The 16,840-nt window shown below is 36.6% G+C and carries 17 protein-coding genes and 1 riboswitch; of the genes, 5 read left to right on the forward strand and 12 right to left on the reverse strand.

Features of this window, described 5'->3' with window-relative positions; all coding sequences use genetic code 11:
* Positions 1-9: 9 nt before the first annotated feature.
* The 9 genes from gabD to DN394_RS12245 form a co-directional block, all read right to left on the reverse strand.
* Positions 10-1,461 (reverse strand): NADP-dependent succinate-semialdehyde dehydrogenase, encoded by a 1,452-nt coding sequence (gene gabD, locus DN394_RS12205; RefSeq protein WP_046958893.1) that lies wholly within the window; start codon positions 1,459-1,461, stop codon positions 10-12.
* Positions 1,454-2,821 carry a sigma-54 interaction domain-containing protein gene (locus DN394_RS12210; RefSeq protein WP_149293832.1) on the reverse strand — a complete coding sequence of 456 codons (1,368 nt, stop codon included), beginning with the start codon at positions 2,819-2,821 and terminating at the stop codon, positions 1,454-1,456. Before DN394_RS12210 ends, gabD begins: the two co-directional genes overlap by 8 nt.
* 115 nt (positions 2,822-2,936) lie before the next feature.
* Complete coding sequence (gene gabT / locus DN394_RS12215) at positions 2,937-4,301, reverse strand: 4-aminobutyrate--2-oxoglutarate transaminase (protein WP_046958894.1); 1,365 nt, start codon at positions 4,299-4,301, stop codon at positions 2,937-2,939.
* Between the two features lie 154 nt (positions 4,302-4,455).
* Positions 4,456-5,202, reverse strand: coding sequence for an HAD family hydrolase (locus DN394_RS12220; RefSeq protein WP_000416641.1), 747 nt, complete (start codon positions 5,200-5,202; stop codon positions 4,456-4,458).
* Between the two features lie 137 nt (positions 5,203-5,339).
* Complete coding sequence (locus tag DN394_RS12225; RefSeq protein ID WP_000977670.1) at positions 5,340-6,245, reverse strand: diacylglycerol kinase; 906 nt, start codon at positions 6,243-6,245, stop codon at positions 5,340-5,342.
* Positions 6,246-6,717: 472 nt separating this feature from the next.
* Complete coding sequence (gene gatB / locus DN394_RS12230) at positions 6,718-8,145, reverse strand: Asp-tRNA(Asn)/Glu-tRNA(Gln) amidotransferase subunit GatB (RefSeq protein WP_001047688.1); 1,428 nt, start codon at positions 8,143-8,145, stop codon at positions 6,718-6,720.
* A 14-nt stretch (positions 8,146-8,159) separates the two neighbouring features.
* A complete protein-coding gene (gene gatA, locus DN394_RS12235; RefSeq protein WP_000051449.1) occupies positions 8,160-9,617 on the reverse strand; it encodes an Asp-tRNA(Asn)/Glu-tRNA(Gln) amidotransferase subunit GatA in 1,458 nt (485 codons plus the stop codon).
* A gap of 15 nt (positions 9,618-9,632) precedes the next feature.
* Positions 9,633-9,923 (reverse strand): Asp-tRNA(Asn)/Glu-tRNA(Gln) amidotransferase subunit GatC, encoded by a 291-nt coding sequence (gatC, locus tag DN394_RS12240; RefSeq protein WP_000086999.1) that lies wholly within the window; start codon positions 9,921-9,923, stop codon positions 9,633-9,635.
* Positions 9,924-10,064: 141 nt separating this feature from the next.
* A complete protein-coding gene (locus DN394_RS12245; RefSeq protein ID WP_001254393.1) occupies positions 10,065-10,301 on the reverse strand; it encodes a YiaA/YiaB family inner membrane protein in 237 nt (78 codons plus the stop codon).
* A 218-nt stretch (positions 10,302-10,519) separates the two neighbouring features.
* Here DN394_RS12245 and DN394_RS12250 point away from each other — a divergent pair, with 218 nt between their 5' ends.
* From DN394_RS12250 to DN394_RS12265, 4 genes are all read left to right on the forward strand, one after another.
* A complete protein-coding gene (locus DN394_RS12250) occupies positions 10,520-11,002 on the forward strand; it encodes a MarR family winged helix-turn-helix transcriptional regulator (RefSeq protein WP_000942488.1) in 483 nt (160 codons plus the stop codon).
* A 75-nt stretch (positions 11,003-11,077) separates the two neighbouring features.
* Positions 11,078-12,259, forward strand: a complete 1,182-nt coding sequence (locus DN394_RS12255; RefSeq protein ID WP_079998319.1) for an ArsA family ATPase — start codon at positions 11,078-11,080, stop codon at positions 12,257-12,259.
* Positions 12,252-12,443, forward strand: a complete 192-nt coding sequence (locus tag DN394_RS12260) for a DUF3926 domain-containing protein (protein WP_046958898.1) — start codon at positions 12,252-12,254, stop codon at positions 12,441-12,443. The genes DN394_RS12255 and DN394_RS12260 overlap by 8 nt, the downstream gene beginning before the upstream one ends.
* 61 nt (positions 12,444-12,504) lie before the next feature.
* A complete protein-coding gene (locus DN394_RS12265) occupies positions 12,505-12,972 on the forward strand; it encodes an HXXEE domain-containing protein (protein ID WP_141475175.1) in 468 nt (155 codons plus the stop codon).
* 167 nt (positions 12,973-13,139) lie between these two features.
* Here DN394_RS12265 and DN394_RS12270 read toward each other — a convergent pair whose 3' ends face one another.
* Genes DN394_RS12270 through DN394_RS12280 form a run of 3 tightly spaced genes read right to left on the reverse strand, consistent with a single transcriptional unit; the run spans position 13,140 to position 15,690 of the window.
* Positions 13,140-13,994, reverse strand: coding sequence for a MetQ/NlpA family ABC transporter substrate-binding protein (locus tag DN394_RS12270; protein ID WP_097917492.1), 855 nt, complete (start codon positions 13,992-13,994; stop codon positions 13,140-13,142).
* Positions 13,995-14,015: 21 nt separating this feature from the next.
* A complete protein-coding gene (locus DN394_RS12275) occupies positions 14,016-14,681 on the reverse strand; it encodes a methionine ABC transporter permease (protein WP_001261880.1) in 666 nt (221 codons plus the stop codon).
* Positions 14,671-15,690, reverse strand: a complete 1,020-nt coding sequence (locus tag DN394_RS12280; RefSeq protein WP_149293833.1) for a methionine ABC transporter ATP-binding protein — start codon at positions 15,688-15,690, stop codon at positions 14,671-14,673. The genes DN394_RS12275 and DN394_RS12280 overlap by 11 nt, the downstream gene beginning before the upstream one ends.
* 123 nt (positions 15,691-15,813) lie before the next feature.
* Positions 15,814-15,920, reverse strand: a riboswitch (SAM riboswitch).
* A gap of 242 nt (positions 15,921-16,162) precedes the next feature.
* Between DN394_RS12280 and DN394_RS12285 the strand changes: the two genes are divergently transcribed.
* Complete coding sequence (locus DN394_RS12285; RefSeq protein WP_046958908.1) at positions 16,163-16,726, forward strand: cysteine hydrolase family protein; 564 nt, start codon at positions 16,163-16,165, stop codon at positions 16,724-16,726.
* The last annotated feature ends 114 nt before the right edge of the window (positions 16,727-16,840 follow it).

Raw genomic sequence — 16,840 nt, forward strand, 5'->3', positions numbered from 1 at the left:
GTATACTACTTATAGTCCTAATGAAATATATTTAATTTCTAAATATTCCTCGATACCGAAATGCCCTCCTTCACGGCCAATCCCACTTTCTTTAAAGCCACCAAACGGTGCTTGTGCAACTGATGGAAGTCCATCATTTAATCCGATAATACCGTACTCTAATGCCTCGCTAACTTGGAATGCTTGACTAATATCTTTTGTGAAAATATAAGCAGCTAAGCCATATGGTGTATTATTTGCACGTTCGATTACTTCTTCAACCGTTTTAAATTTCGCAACTGGTGCTACTGGTCCGAATGTTTCTTCATTCATACAAAGCATCGTATCGTTCGCCAATCCAATTACAGTTGGTTGCATAAAGTGTCCATCTAGCTCTGCAACCTTTTGACCACCAAATAAAACTGTTCCACCTTTTTGAATAGCATCTTCAATATGTTCCTGTACTTTCGAAACTGCATTCTCGTCAATAAGTGGTCCTACAGTCGTTCCATCACCAAAACCGTCTCCTACTTTTAACTGCCCTACTGCCTTTTGAAACTTCTCTGCAAATACTTCATACACTTCTTCCTGAACAAATACTCGGTTTGTACATATACACGTTTGTCCTGCGTTACGGAATTTCGAACCGATTACCGCCTCTACAGCTTTATCTAAGTCCGCATCATTCATAACAATAAACGGCGCGTGACCACCTAACTCAAGTGAAACCTTTTTCATCGTTTGTGCAGCACTAGCCATTAATTCTTTCCCAATCTCAGTTGATCCTGTAAAGGAAACTTTTCGAACACGTCCATCTTCCATCCACGTATCAGCAATTGCTTTCGCACTGCCTGTTACAATATTTATTACGCCTTTTGGAATGCCCGCTTCATGAGCTAATTCAGCTAATTTCAACGCAGTTAATGGCGTTTGACTTGCAGGTTTTACAACTGCTGTACATCCTGCTGCAAGCGCCGGGGCTACCTTTCTCGTAATCATAGCAGCAGGGAAATTCCAAGGTGTAATAGCTGCCATAACCCCAACTGGTTGCTTCATAACTAAAATACGTTTATTTGGATGAGAAGCAGGAATCATTTCACCGTATACGCGTTTTCCTTCTTCTGCATACCATTCAACAAAGCTATTTGCATAATTCACTTCACCAAGTGCTTCTGCAAACGGCTTTCCTTGTTCCCTCGTCATAATCGCTGCAATCTCTTCTTTATTTTCATCGATAAGTGTGAACCATTTTTTTAACTTCACTGCACGGTCTGCCGCTGTTAACTTAGACCATGATTTAAAAGCTTCATGAGCAGCATCAACAGCTTGCTTTGCCTCTGTTACCCCGCCCTTTGGTACCGTCGCAAATATTTCCTTCGTTGCTGGATTATTTACTTCAATTTGTTCTTGCAATGTAATCCACTCACCATTTATATACATCGCCTTTTTCTCTACATTTACAAACGTCGCTTTTTTATCCACTGTTTTCTTCCTCCTCTATAAGTTTCTTTATCTTCCTAGTGGCAGCAGATTGACTTATTTTTAAAAACTCCGCTACTTTATAACTCGATCCATATGTTTTATATGCTTTCAAAATAATATTACGTTCTACTTCTTCTAACATTTTATAGAGACTTTGGCCGGACTGTTCAACCGTTGATTCTTGCATCGCTATTGGCAAATCTTCTATCGTAACGATATCATCAGCAGTTATAACAATTCTCTCAATCACATTTTCAATTTCTCTATTATTTCCTTCCCACGGGTAACCAACAAACATTTGTAATGTGCTAGGTGCTAATTTTACATTCCGGCCATATTTCTCGTTAAATTGCTGTAAATAATGATAAATGAGCGGCAAAATGTCTTCGGTTCTTTCCCTGAGTGGCGGAATTAAAATTGGAATGACATTCAGACGATAATATAAATCTTTCCGGAATGTTCCTTGTTTCACCATCATACTTAAATCTCGATTTGTTGCCGCTACAATTCTAACATCCACTTTTTTTAATTCTCTTCCGCCAATAGGACGAAACGTTTTTTCTTGCAACACTTGCAAAAGTTTCGCTTGAATTTCAAGCGGCATTTCGCCAATTTCATCTAAGAAAAGAGTTCCTCTATGCGCTGATTCTAATAGTCCCTTTTTCCCTTCACGATTCGCACCTGTAAAAGATCCACCTGAGTATCCAAAAAGCTCTGATTCAATTAAATTCGTTGGCAATGCCGCACAATTAATTTCATGGAAACTTTCATTCTTCCTGTTACTCACTTCATGTAAATGACGTACTAATCGACTCTTCCCTACTCCTGTCTCACCTAAAACGAGAACTGTACTATCTACCACGGATACTTTCTTGATTGTCTCGACTATTTTTTGCATAGCGATACTTTTAAAAATAAGTCCTTCATGTTCATATGTTTCTCTTAATTCTTTTTTATATGTTTTTAACTGATTATCCATTTCCTCTACCTTTTGACGTAATTGGTAGAGCTCTGTAAGATCACGTGAATAACTAATTACTCTTCTTAAATTTCCCTCATTATCAAAAACAGGCCTTGTACGAACGTGTAAATACTCTCCTGATTTTGTCGTTTGAACGAGTTCAATCGGTCTCTTTTTTTCAATTACTTCTAACGTTGCCGATGGATAAAAAATACCATCCTTCTGCAATTCTTTCACATGCTTACCTACTAACTCTTTAGCAGCTAGTTGATAGTGCCTTTCACATGTACTATTTACACGCACAACGATTCCCTTTTCGTCAGTCACAAAAATTTCGTCAAACGCATATTCAAATACATCTTGTAAATCCATTAACACTCGTTCCTTTTCTCCAACCATCCTAGCCACCCCTAACTTCTAATCCATCGATTCACTTCACTACCTTTATTATAAAGTGAATTTTCTGCATTTTATATAGAGTCAGCTAGAATGTTTGCGATTTATTATTTAGCTTTTAAACACGAGCAGTATTTGCTTTCTCATAACAGACTTGCAATGATTCTTCAATTATTGTTAATCCTTCTTCAAGTTGCTCATCTGTAATAACTAATGGCATTAATACACGAATAACATTACCGTATGTCCCTGCTGATAGTAGAAGTAATCCTCGTTTATTTGCCTCTGCGCACAAATTAGCTGTTAACGTTTTATCAGGTGCTTTCGTCTTCCGATCTTGAACAAGCTCGAATGCACACATTGCTCCTAAACCACGCACATCACCGATGCAATTATATTTATTTTTCATCTCTTCGAATCGATTCATTACAACTTTTCCTAATTCTATCGCTCTATCATTTAAATTCTCTTTTTCTATTACATCAAGCACTGCTAATGCTGCTGCACATCCTAGTGGGCTTCCTGCATAAGTTCCACCAAGCTCTCCCGGCGCAGACTCATTCATAATTTCCTTGCGCCCAATAACACCACTAATCGGCACACCAGCGCCTAATGATTTAGATACCGTAATTAAATCTGGAACGACATCATAATGATCAATGGCAAAGTATTTTCCTGTACGGCTAAATCCTGTTTGAATTTCATCAGCTACAAATAAGATGCCGTGTTCTGAACAAATATTGCGTACTTCTTGCACAAACTTCTTACTTGGAACGATAAACCCGCCTTCCCCTTGAACAGGTTCCATTACAACGGCTGCAATTGTTTCTGGTGCTACTTCTGATATGAAGAAATTCTTAAACTCTTCAATCATAAAGTCATCGTACTGCTCTTCCGTTAATCCTTCTGGGCGGCGATATTCGTACGGAAACGGCGCTTTATATACTTCTGGAGCGAATGGACCAAATCCAAATTTATATGGCTTTACCTTACTTGTCATCGTCATTGTCATTAATGTACGCCCATGGAATCCTTTAGAAAAAGCAATAATACCAGGTCTTTTTGTATATTTACGAGCGATTTTTACAGCGTTCTCAACCGCTTCTGCACCACTATTTAAAAATAGTACTTGCTTATCAAAACTTCCTGGTGCTAATGCCGCAAGTTTTTCTGCTAATTCAATATATGGCTCATACATCATGACATTAAATCCAGTATGAATGTATTGATCTACTTGTTTATGGAGCGCTTCTTTAACAGCTGGATGACAATGTCCTACGTTAATTGTTCCGATTGCTCCTGCGAAATCAATGTACTGATTGCCATCAACATCTGTTACAAGAGCACCATTTGCAGATTGTACAAACGTTGAGATGCCGTTACTTACTCCTTTTGGTACTATATTTTGGCGGCGTTCTAATAAAGACGCTGCTTTCGGTCCAGGAATTTGTTCATTTACTTTAGCAAATTTTTTTGTGTTCATTACGTACCCCATCCTTTTCTTTACATTGTTTTCTCTTTTCATTGCAAAATGTATGCCAACGTTCTTTCCCAGCATTCATCCTGCATACCTTCTATGTCGACATAAAAAATAAGTCTATAAAGACTCATTAAGAGTCCTTATAGACTTATTTTTCTTACACATTAGACTTTCCTTGTTCCCAAATCAACTCACCCGAATGAGAAATAAACTCCCCAACAGATTGTACTACTAAATCTGCAAGTGGTTCTAACGTTTGACGATCTCCTGTGCCAGACAGTACTCCAATTGCATAGCAATCGCCGCCATTTTTCGCTAAATATAAATCAGTTGGTGTATCTCCAACGACCGCTACTTCACACGCCTCTAAATGAAACCTTTCACAAAACGATTCTACAATTCTTTTATCTGGTTTTTGTGCCGGAAATGTATCTGAAGCTACAACATAATCAAAAAAAGACTCTAATTGATATTGTTTCAAAAATAATTCTGTTGGTGCAAAATCATCAGCTGTCACAACACCTAAAATAAATCCTCTATCCTTTAAACCTTGTAAAATCCTCGGTAAATCCGCCGTCATTTTCATATAGGAGCGGTGTTCATACATAAGAGAAAATAATTTTCCACTTACCCACTCATGCATTTCCTCCTCCTTAGATGACGTAATATACTTACAAAGCCCCTTTGCTACATCGAGGCTTGTTCCAGCAGCTATTGCACTACGAGGATGAACAAATGCCCCATCCACACCGATTTCTTTTAATAAATCCTGCTGCATTGACTGTGGGAGTTGATATAATTTTATACATTCAGCGACAAGCTCTTCAGCTACTTTTATCCAAATTGAATGAAAATCCATTAATGTCCCATCTTTATCAAATAGTATTGCCTTTACCTTCTCCATAGCATCCTACCTCTCGTTTCTTATCTCCTCCAGTGTATCAATAAAGTATGGATATAAAATAAACGAATTGTAAAAATACCATAAAAATCAAACTAACTTCCAATTTACAATTCCTCTATATAATAAAAAGGATGCCTTTACAGGGCACCCTCTTGTTGTTCAGGAACAAATAGTTCAAGACAATGATATATATTTTCGAATTCCATCGGTGCATCTCCACCGTATTCACCGTCTAAGTTAATCATTAGTTTATCTGGTGAATGCACTTTAATTCGATTTGCTTGTGTGTATAGTACTTTTGGATTGTTAATATGTTCACCACGCTGCGCTTGTGTCGCTGCTTTAATTAAGTCAGCAATAGAACCTTTTTTCAGTACTAATAAATCAAATAATCCATCGTTAATCGATGCATATGGTGCTACCTTTTCAAAGCCGCCCACTGAACGAGTATTCGTAATTAAAAACATCGTAATTTCTTCTTGTAGTAATTTCCCATCATACTCAATTTCAACATATGTTGGATGTAATGACGGTAACATTTCGATTCCTTTTAAATAGTAAGCAAGTTGGCCTAATACCGTCTTTAGCTTGCTTGGCACTTCATATGTTAATTCTGTAATACGGCCGCCACCAGCGATATTAATGAAATATGTATCATTCGCTCTACCAAGATCTAACGGAACTGTTTTCCCTTCACAAATAATATCCGCAGCCTCTTCAATAGCACGAGGTACACCGATCGCACGCGCAAAGTCATTTGTCGTTCCAACTGGAATAATTCCAAACTTTGGACGATGTTCATGTCCTACTAAACCGTTCACCACTTCATTTAATGTACCATCACCACCAGCTGCGATAACAACATCAAACTTACGATCCGCAGCTTGCCTCGCTGCCACAGTCGCATCTCCAGGACCAGTTGTCGCATGACAAGACGCTTCATATCCAGCTTGTTCTAATTTTTGTAATACTTCCGGTAAGCTCTTCTTAAATAGCTCGCGCCCAGAAGTAGGATTATAAATAATTCTTGCTCGCTTCATCATTTATTAGCACAGGAAATTTCTTTATATATTGAAAAAGAACATACCGAACTTCTATTCAGTATTCCCATGCCTACCTCCTCTCATCTTCCTATCCTTCTTTTATCTCGCTCAAACAGGCAGTAAGAACCCGATTCGTGTAGTCCATCAAAAATAAATATTCATTTCAATGGTTTTGTTTTATTTGACAAAAAATTTATGTCCATCTATTTCCTCACAACAATTTACATATAACGAATAATAATTATCTATTATTTCATGAGATGAAAAAAAAACCTCTATGTCTAGATTTATCATTATTCCCACCTTTTTGCAACTATCATACCATAGTTGCTATACAAACATTTTTACACTTTTGACAGTTAATCAAACGTTTGTTTAAACGATTCTCTCTCATTTAAACAAACGTTTGATTAACCTAGAAAAACACCCATGTACGGGTGTTTTTCTGCTTAATCTTTACAAGTTATTACTATTATCGCTTATTAATCTCTTCAAGTAAGATTTTGTTAACAAGCGGTGGATTTGCTTGTCCTTTTGTAGCTTTCATAATTTGACCAACTAAGAAGCCAATTGCACGGTCTTTACCGTTTTTAAAGTCTTCGATAGATTGCTCATTATTATCAAGAATTTCTGTTACAACTTTACGAAGTGTACCTTCGTCAGAAATTTGAACAAGACCTTTCGCTTTAACGATTTCTTCTGGGTCTCCACCTTTTTCAATTAATTCGTTAAATACTTTCTTCGCGATTTTAGAAGAAATTGTACCTTTTTCAATTAATTGAACCATTTTAGATAAACCAGCAGGCGTTAATGCAACGTCTTTTAATTCTTTCTGTTGTTTGTTTAAGTATGCAAGCACTTCACCCATTAACCAGTTTGATGTTAGTTTCGCATCTGCTCCATCTTCAATTGCTGCTTCAAAGAAATCAGACATCTCTTTCGTTAATGTTAATACGTGTGCATCATAAGCTGGCAAGCCAATTTCTGCAACGTAGCGAGCTTTACGTGCATCTGGAAGTTCTGGAATCGAAGCACGAATTTCTTCTTTCCACTCATCATCGATGTAAAGTTCAACTAAGTCTGGCTCTGGGAAGTAACGGTAATCGTCAGATCCCTCTTTCACACGCATTAAGATTGTTTTCTTCGTTGCTTCATCATAACGACGTGTTTCTTGTTGGATGATACCACCAGATAACAATTCTTTCTCTTGGCGCACTTGCTCGTGCTCAAGACCTTTTTGTACGTAAGTGAATGAGTTTAAGTTTTTCAGTTCCGCTTTTGTACCGAACTTCTCTTGTCCAACTGGACGAAGGGAAATGTTCGCATCACAACGCAAGGAACCTTCTTCCATCTTACAATCAGATACGCCAGTGTATTGAATGATTGATTTTAACTTCTCTAAGTATGCATATGCTTCTTCTGGCGTACGCATATCTGGCTCAGATACGATCTCGATTAAAGGCATACCTTGACGGTTGTAATCTACTAATGAACCATCAGCTGTATGCGTTGATTTACCAGCATCTTCTTCTAAATGAAGACGTGTAATACCGATACGTTTCTTTTTACCGTCTACTTCAATTTCAATCCAACCATTTTCACCAATTGGCTTATCGAATTGAGAAATTTGGTAAGCTTTCGGATTATCTGGGTAGAAATAGTTTTTACGGTCGAACTTCGTTTCCGTTGCGATTTCACAGTTTAATGCCATTGCAGCTTTCATTGCAAAGTTAACTGCTTCTTTATTTAAAGTAGGAAGTACCCCTGGGTATCCTAAGTCAATTACACTTGTTTGTGTATTTGGCTCCGCTCCGAATTCTGTTGGACTCGCAGAGAAAATTTTCGAATTTGTTTTTAACTCAACGTGAACCTCTAAACCAATAATTGTTTCTAAATTCATCTATGCTCGCCTCCTTACAGACTTGCTTTTTTTGTATGATAGTCTGTTGCTTGCTCAAACGCATGTGCAACGCGGTAAATTGTCGCTTCATCGAAGTGTTTACCAATGATTTGTAGACCAAGTGGCATGTTGTTAGCACCGAATCCACATGGAACAGAAATCGCTGGAACACCCGCTAAGTTTACTGGGATTGTTAAAATGTCATTTGCATACATTGTCATTGGATCATCAACTTTTTCGCCCACTTTAAATGCCGGAGTTGGCGTTGTTGGTCCAATAATAACATCGTAGTTAGCAAATACATTTTCAAAGTCGTTTTTAATTAATGTACGTACTTGTTGTGCTTTCTTGTAGTATGCATCATAGTAACCAGAGCTAAGTGCAAATGTACCAAGCATAATACGACGTTTTACTTCATCACCAAAACCTTCGCTACGTGTGTTTTTGTAAAGGTCTAATAAATTATTTACATTATCAGAACGAACACCGTAACGTACGCCATCAAAGCGTGAAAGGTTAGCAGATGCTTCAGAAGAAGATAATAAGTAATACGTTGCTAGAGCGTATTTAGAGTGTGGAAGAGATACTTCCTCCCAAGTTGCGCCCATACCTTCTAATACTTTTAAAGCAGCTAGTACTGACTCACGAGCTTCTTCGCCAACACCTTCTCCTAAGTATTCTTTCGGTACAGCAATGCGTAAACCTTTAACGTCGCCTGTTAAACCAGCTAAGTAGTTTCCTACTTCAACGTTAGCAGAAGTTGCATCCATACGGTCAATACCTGAAATAGCTTGTAATAAGTATGCATTATCTTCTACTGTACGTGTAATCGGTCCGATTTGGTCAAGTGAAGATGCGAATGCTACTAATCCGTAACGAGATACGCGTCCGTAAGTTGGTTTTAAACCTACAACGCCGCAATATGCAGCTGGCTGACGGATAGAACCACCCGTATCAGAACCTAGAGAGAATAATACTTCTCCTGCTGCTACAGCTGCTGCAGAACCACCACTAGATCCGCCTGGAACGTAATCTAAGTTCCATGGATTTTTCGTAGCGTAGAAACCTGAGTTTTCATTTGAAGAACCCATTGCGAACTCATCCATATTTAACTTACCGATTGTAACTGTGTCAGCAGCTTTTAGCTTTTGCACAACTGTTGCATCATAAATTGGATCAAAGTTTGCTAACATTTTGCTCGCACAAGTTGTACGAAGACCGTTAGTTACAATGTTATCTTTTACACCAATTGGCATACCGAATAATAAACCATTATCTTCAGCACCAATTTTTGCGTCTAATTCTTTCGCTTTCGCGCGTGCGTTTTCTTCATCTAATGTAAGAAAAGCTTTTACGTTATCTTCAACATCCGCAATACGTTTGTAAGATTCTTCTACTAAATCCGTAACGGAAATTTCTTTGTTGTTTAACTTCTTATGTAACTCTGATACGGAATGATCAAATAATGACATCGAAATTCCCCTCCTCTATTCTAATACTGCTGGAACACGGATTTGATTATCTTTGTGATCCGGTGCATTTTTTAATACTTCTTCGACTGGTAAACCTTTTTCTGGTACATCTTCACGCATAACATTTTTCATAGTTAATACATGAGTGGTTGGTTTTACATCAGTTGTATCTAATTCATTTAACTGTTCTGCAAATGTAACAATTGCATCTAGTTGTTTTTGAAATTTTTCAGCTTCTTGATCAGTAATTGCAAGACGTGCTAAATGTGCTACGTGCTTTACATTCTCAACGGAAATTCTTGACACGGCTAGGCCACCTCCATAATATATCGTTCAATCTACAATACTATTGATGATACCAAATTTTCAGTACTTCAAGCAAGTCAACACACGGCACTTACTGCATTTTTACATAAAAAAAGAAAGGCGAATGCCTTTCTTTACGATTTACTCTTTATCTAACGGTTTATTTTTCGGAAATCTCTCGTTATCTTCTTCATTATCACGAATTGTTTTTTGTAATACAAAACAAGACATCGTTAAAAATAATGTTCCAATTAAATAATATCCTTTTACACTAAGCGTTTCATCTAACGTATAAATTCCAATTAGCATACCTGAAAGCGCGCAAACAAATGAAGTCCATGCTAAAAACGTGAACGCTTGCGTATTACGTCTTCTCATCGTTCTCCCCCTCGTTAGCTGTGCATCCATTATAGATAAGTATATTTACCATGATGGATTTTTATGTAAATTCTAGTTTTATATTTATAAATCTACCATTTCAAAGTCAGTTTTCTGTCTAATCTGAAAAAACAACCAAAACTATTGACATTTATTTCAATTCTGCATAAAATAAAAACAAATATTACGAACCTCGAAATATACGGGAGTGGAAATAATTGTTGCAATATGAACATTTTTTAGACTTACTGCTAGATAACGCCAAGAAACTTTTTTATCCTGAAGAATGGGTAAGCCTAGATTTAACACTTTCTAAAACAGAAGTATTTTGTTTACTTTGGATGGAGCGAAATACAGATATTACAATGACAAAAATTGCTGACCTTCTTGATATACCGATGAGTACAACGACAGGTGTTGTAAATCGCCTCGTAAAAAAGGGATATATTGAAAGGTACCGTGATGAAAACGACCGACGCATTGTATTAATTCGTTTAACAGAAAACGGCGTAACGCTCGTCCAAGAAGTAAAACAAAATGCAGCCCATTACTTTAACCTAGTGACAGAAGCATTATCAGAAGAAGAAAAGGCATTCTTACTACAAATCTTCCAAAAGATCATGAATCACATCGCTACGTCACAGCAAAAAACAGAAGAAAAGGTTTCTACACCTAAAATGAAAAACATTCCGATTGAATAAAACCCTAGTTGGGTTTTTATTCAACATTTTATTTCGGCATTCGTAATATTCGAAACTCGAAACAAAGGGGATAGAATAATGAGAATTATTTTGTATACAGGTAAAGGCGGCGTAGGAAAAACTAGCATTTCAGCAGCAACTGCACTTCAAAGCGCAAAACAAGGATTAAAAACATTAGTAATGAGTACAGATCCTGCTCATAGTTTAGGAGATTCATTTGGTATAAAGCTATCTTCTGAGCCATTAGAAATTCGTGAAAATTTGTGGGCACAAGAAATTAATACGATTTATGAGATGGAAAAAGGTTGGGGGAAATTACAAAAATATATTACGCTACTCTTCACCTCCAAAGCAGCTGATGATATTACAACAGAAGAATTAACGATGTTTCCTGGTATGGAAGATTTAATTAGCTTACTTCGCGTACTCGATTATTATAAACAAAACACATATGATGTTATTATCATTGATTGTGCTCCAACAGGAGAAACATTAGCAATGCTCAGCTTTCCAGACATGCTCGGCTGGTGGATGGAAAAACTCTTTCCTATTAAAAGAAAAGTTTTAAAAGTTGTTCGTCCTGTAGCTCAACCACTTCTTGGTGTCCCCCTTCCAACCGATGATATTATGGACGAATTAACGAATACACTTGAACAGCTCGGAGAAATGAGAGATATTTTATCAAATCGAGAAATAACAAGTATCCGCATCGTTGTAAATCCCGAAAAAATGGTCATTAAAGAAGCTCAGCGTAGCTTTACGTATTTAAATTTATACGATTATAACGTAGATGCCATTATGATTAACCGCGTCATCCCTAACACTGTCACCGATCCTTATTTTCAAGCATGGAAAGATACTCAAAAAAAATATAAAACATTAATTCAAAATAGTTTTCAGCCGCTTCCTATTTACGAAGCTCCTATGTTTGAACAAGAAGTTGTCGGTTTGTCCATGTTAGAGCGTGTAGGAGACGCTTTATTTAAATCAGATTCTTCCCCTACGGAAGTGAAATTTAACGGGCGCACTCAATATGTAAAAAAAGATGGCGATGAGTATATTTTCGTTCTCTCCATTCCCTTCTCAAACAAAAGTGAACTTTCATTAAATCAAAAAGGTGATGAACTTATCATTCGTTCAGGTTCTGTGAAACGGAACATCACATTACCAAAAACGTTAACACACCTTTCTATTCAAGGAGCTAAGTTCGAAGAAGATGTACTAAATATTCGGTTTGGAGGTGTAGTACATGCATGAGGAACTACTAAGAAAGGTAATTCGTACAAAAATAAAAGTCGGTATGAATATATTAGAAGAGTTACCTCCCCCAATCCAACAATCAGCTAAGCAAATACTAAATATTTTGCAAGAGGAGCTAGCTGCTTATCCGAAAGAACAAGAGCATCATGAGGATAATTTAAAAAGTATCGTAATCGAATAACTATCCCTGTATAGAGGGCCTTTTTTAGGCTTTCTATATTTTATTGGAGTGATGTAAGTTGATGAAAAAACATTCCACTATTATACCCTGGATCATTCCTTTATTATTTTTCGTTCATAACCTTGAAGAATCTTTTCAAATGCCACAATATCTTGCTAATCAATTTTCAATTCATTTTATAACAAGCCGACAATTTTTCATTGCGATTTTCGTATTAACAATCTTTGTCTTACTTATCGTCTTTCTATATCAACTAAACTTCTTGTCTTCTATATACTGGATTATTTTTATACAGGGGGCGATATTCTTCAACTCTGTTCAACATATTATTTTGTTTTTCATTTATCGTTCATATAATCCGGGCGTAATGTCAGCCGTTTTCATTATGATTTTTTCTATTTTCTTTTTTTCATTCGAAAAACACCTCATTCATAAAAAACAATTCATAATTACACTCATTTTCAGCTTATTTGCTTACCCTTTTATAATTTGGATTACCTTACTATTCGCTAGCTACTTTCATTCATAAAAAAAGACCAGGAAAACTCCTGGTCCATCACTCTACTTAACAAACATTGGATTCTACGTTATACAGAATTGGAAGGTACAGAATTAGGGTTTTGTTTGTTAAGTAAATTATATGTTGAACGAGCTAACAGCGGAGGGGTTCCTACTGTTAATCGTTAAACCCGATAATTATTTTAAGATTTTTTCAAGCTCCTCAAGTGAAAGATCTACTGAAATGGAACCATCATTTGTTTCTTTCTTAATTGCATCTGTTACTTCTTTTGAATGATATAGTTCAATTACTTTTTTCAGTGTTGGATCATCTTTATCTTTTGTACGAGCTGCGAAAATATTAATATATGGCTTCGCATTTTCATTCTTTGGATCTTCTAAGAAAATTGGATCCTTCGCTGGATCTAATCCAGCTTGACCAGCAACACCGTTATTAATAACTGAAGCTGCAACATCTTTTAATACACGAGGTGTTTGCTGTGCGATAACCGGTGTAATTTTTAACTTCTTCGGATTTTCAGCAATGCCGCTTGGATCTCCGAATAAGCCAAAGTCTTTCTTAAGCTTTAATAATCCAGCTGCATCAAGAAGTTTTAATGCACGAGCTTGGTTCGTTGGATCATTTGGAATCGCAATTTCTGAACCATCTGGAATTTCATTTGCCTTCTTATATTTTTCAGAGTATAAGCCCATTGGTGCAATTTGCGTTGTACCGACAGCTGTAATATCTAACTTATGCTCTTTTTTAAATTGCTCTAAGAAAGCAACATGCTGGAATGAGTTTAGTTCAATATCTCCATCAGCTAACGCTTTATTTGGCGTTGTGTAATCAGAGAACTCAACCAGTTTAATTTTAATTCCCTCTTTTTCAGCTTTTTTCTTTAAAATTTCCCAAGCGTCTCCATCTGTTCCGGTTACGCCAACGCGAACTACTTTCTCTTTTGCTCCTGCCCCCGTGTCTCCACTTGAGCAGCCGCTTAACGCCGAAATTCCTACAATCGCTGATAATGCAAATGCTAAAATTTTCTTCATTTTCTTTTCCCCTCTTCCTTTTTATGATCTGCGTAAAAAGACTTTCGCAAAGTAGTTTCCTAAATTTTGAGCTACCTGTACGAGAATAATAAGTAAAACGACCGTTACGAACATAACTGATGTATCAAAACGTTGATAACCATATGTCATCGCTAAGTCACCAAGACCGCCACCACCGACAAGCCCAGCAACTGCAGAAAATTCAATTAAACCAACTGTCATAAACGTAACACCTAAAATTAATGGCGCTAACGCTTCTGGCACAAGAATTTCAAAAACAATTCTAAATGGTGAAGCACCCATCGCTTGAGCTGCTTCAATGACTCCCTTTGGAACTGAAACAAGATTTGTTTCAACCATTCTAGCAATACCGATTGATGCAACTAACGTCATTGGAAAGATTGCTGCTGCTGTTCCAATCGTCGTTCCGATAACACTTCTTGTTAGTGGACTTAAAGCTACTAAGAAGATGATGAATGGAACCGGACGAATTGTATTAATAATGATATTAAGAATAGAAAAGACCCATTTATTTTCTAAAAAGTTTCCTTTCCTCGTTACATACAACAGTAAACCCAGAGGTATACCAAGGATTGTAGCAAATATAAGGGTTACGATTACCATTAAGAGGGTATCCCCCGTCGCATCTACTATGCGGGGCCAAAATATACTCCAATCAACTCGCATGAGCTTCTACCTCCTTCAGCTGCACTTGCAGTCTTAGATGTTGTAATGCTTTTTGAATTTCTTTCTGCTCACCTTGCAGTTCTACAAGTAGATTTCCAAATAGCACATTTTGAAGTTCAATAATATTTCCATACAGTACGTTTACATCGACGTTATAGTTTTTCGCGATATATGATAGTACCGGCTGCCCTGTCTCTTCCCCAGTAAATGTTAAGCGATAAATCTGTCCACCATTTTGAAGTTTCCCTAGAACACTTTCCGGTAAATGATCATTAATAATGGAGCGTACAAAGTTTTGAGTTGTCTTTGTTTTTGGTTGTGTGAAAACATCAAACAGTTTTCCTTCTTCAATAACCTTTCCCTTCTCCATTACAGCTACACGGTGACAAATTTCTTTCACAACATGCATTTCATGTGTAATAAGAAGAATTGTTACATTGTATTCTCGATTTACTTTCTTTAATAAGTTCAAAATTTCTGTCGTTGTTTCTGGATCTAAAGCTGATGTTGCCTCATCACATATAAGAATGTCTGGCGATGTTGCAAGTGCTCTTGCAATGCCAACACGCTGCTTTTGTCCGCCTGATAGTTGCTCTGGATAATAGTTTGCTTTATCTTCTAATCCTACAAACTTTAGCAGTTCATTTACTCTTTCTTTTATCTCATTTTTTGGTACTTTCGCTAACCTTAATGGATAAGCAATATTCCCAAATACTGTTCTTGAATTAAATAAATTGAAACTTTGAAAAATCATCCCGATTCTTTGTCTTAGCTTCCGTAATTCTTTCGTCGATAGTGATGTAATATCTTTATCATCTATTGAAATCGTTCCCGCCGTTGGTCTCTCTAACATATTTACTAGGCGTAATAACGTACTCTTTCCAGCGCCACTAAAACCGATAATGCCAAAAATTTCGCCCTTCTCAACTGATAATGTTACATCCTCCACCGCATGAACAGATTGCCCACCTGATTCATATACTTTACTTACGTTGTTAAAAGAAATCATTTTTTCCCCTCCTATATGCTGTAAAAACTTGAAGTAGAGCTTTCGAGGTAAAATAAAAAGTGCTCTCCTTCTTATCAACCATAAAGATAAGAAGGAGAGCACTTATATGTACTCGGTCACATCTTCTCATCTTCCAAGCCTTTTATAAGGCTTGCTGGAGTTAGCACGGTATTAAAAAACCCGTTGCTGAGGTATCGTAGGGCCAGTCCCTCCACCTCTCTGGATAAGAATGTATCGATTTAATTGTCGTTTAATTAATTCTCATTATAGAACTCAGAATAATAAGAGTCAATACATTTTTTAGAAAAATATTAATTATTTCTCTATTAAAATTTTCAAATAAAAAATCACAATATAATATTGCTTTTTAAAGTTATGTAAAATTCTTCTCCTTCATATTTTTTTAAAAGGAGAATCACCTCTATAAATTGAATACCATTATTTGAATATGAAATCGGAGGAAGATAAATATATGAAAACAGCTCTTTTACTCGTTGATATTCAAAATGATTATTTTCCACATGGAAAGATGGAATTGCGTAATCCAGTAGAAGCAAGCGAATATGCTAGTCAGCTGCTACAACTCTTTAGAACGAAAGACGAACCTATTTTTCATATCCAACATGTAGCAATAAAAGATGACGCTACTTTTTTCCTACCCAATACAGAAGGTGTACATATTCATGAAAGCGTACGTCCACTTAGAGAAGAAACCGTTATACTCAAACATTATCCAAATAGTTTTCGCGAAACTGATCTTCTAGAACAATTACAACGTTTAGACATTGAGCACGTCGTCATATGCGGGATGATGACTCATATGTGTATTGATGCTACCGTAAGGGCTGCTTTTGATTTCGGCTTTCCATGTACCGTTATACATGATGCTTGTGCTACAAAAGATCTTTCTTTTAAGAATGCTACTATACCAGCCGTTTATATTCATAACACAATTTTGGCTAGTTTAAATGGAGTATATGCAACTGTAATGAGTACAGAGGAGTTTGTGGCTACAAAAAAACACTCCCTTCAGTGAGCAAAACCGAAAAGAGTGTTTCTTGTCAAACCATAGATTTTCTTTCAAATTGTATTATACAGGAAATCCTTAAAATGAATACTAAAAAATATGACTAATAAGTCAACTTTTCTC

The sequence above is a fragment of the Bacillus sp. BB081 genome, assembly GCF_008368895.1.
Lineage (GTDB): Bacteria > Bacillota > Bacilli > Bacillales > Bacillaceae_G > Bacillus_A > Bacillus_A wiedmannii.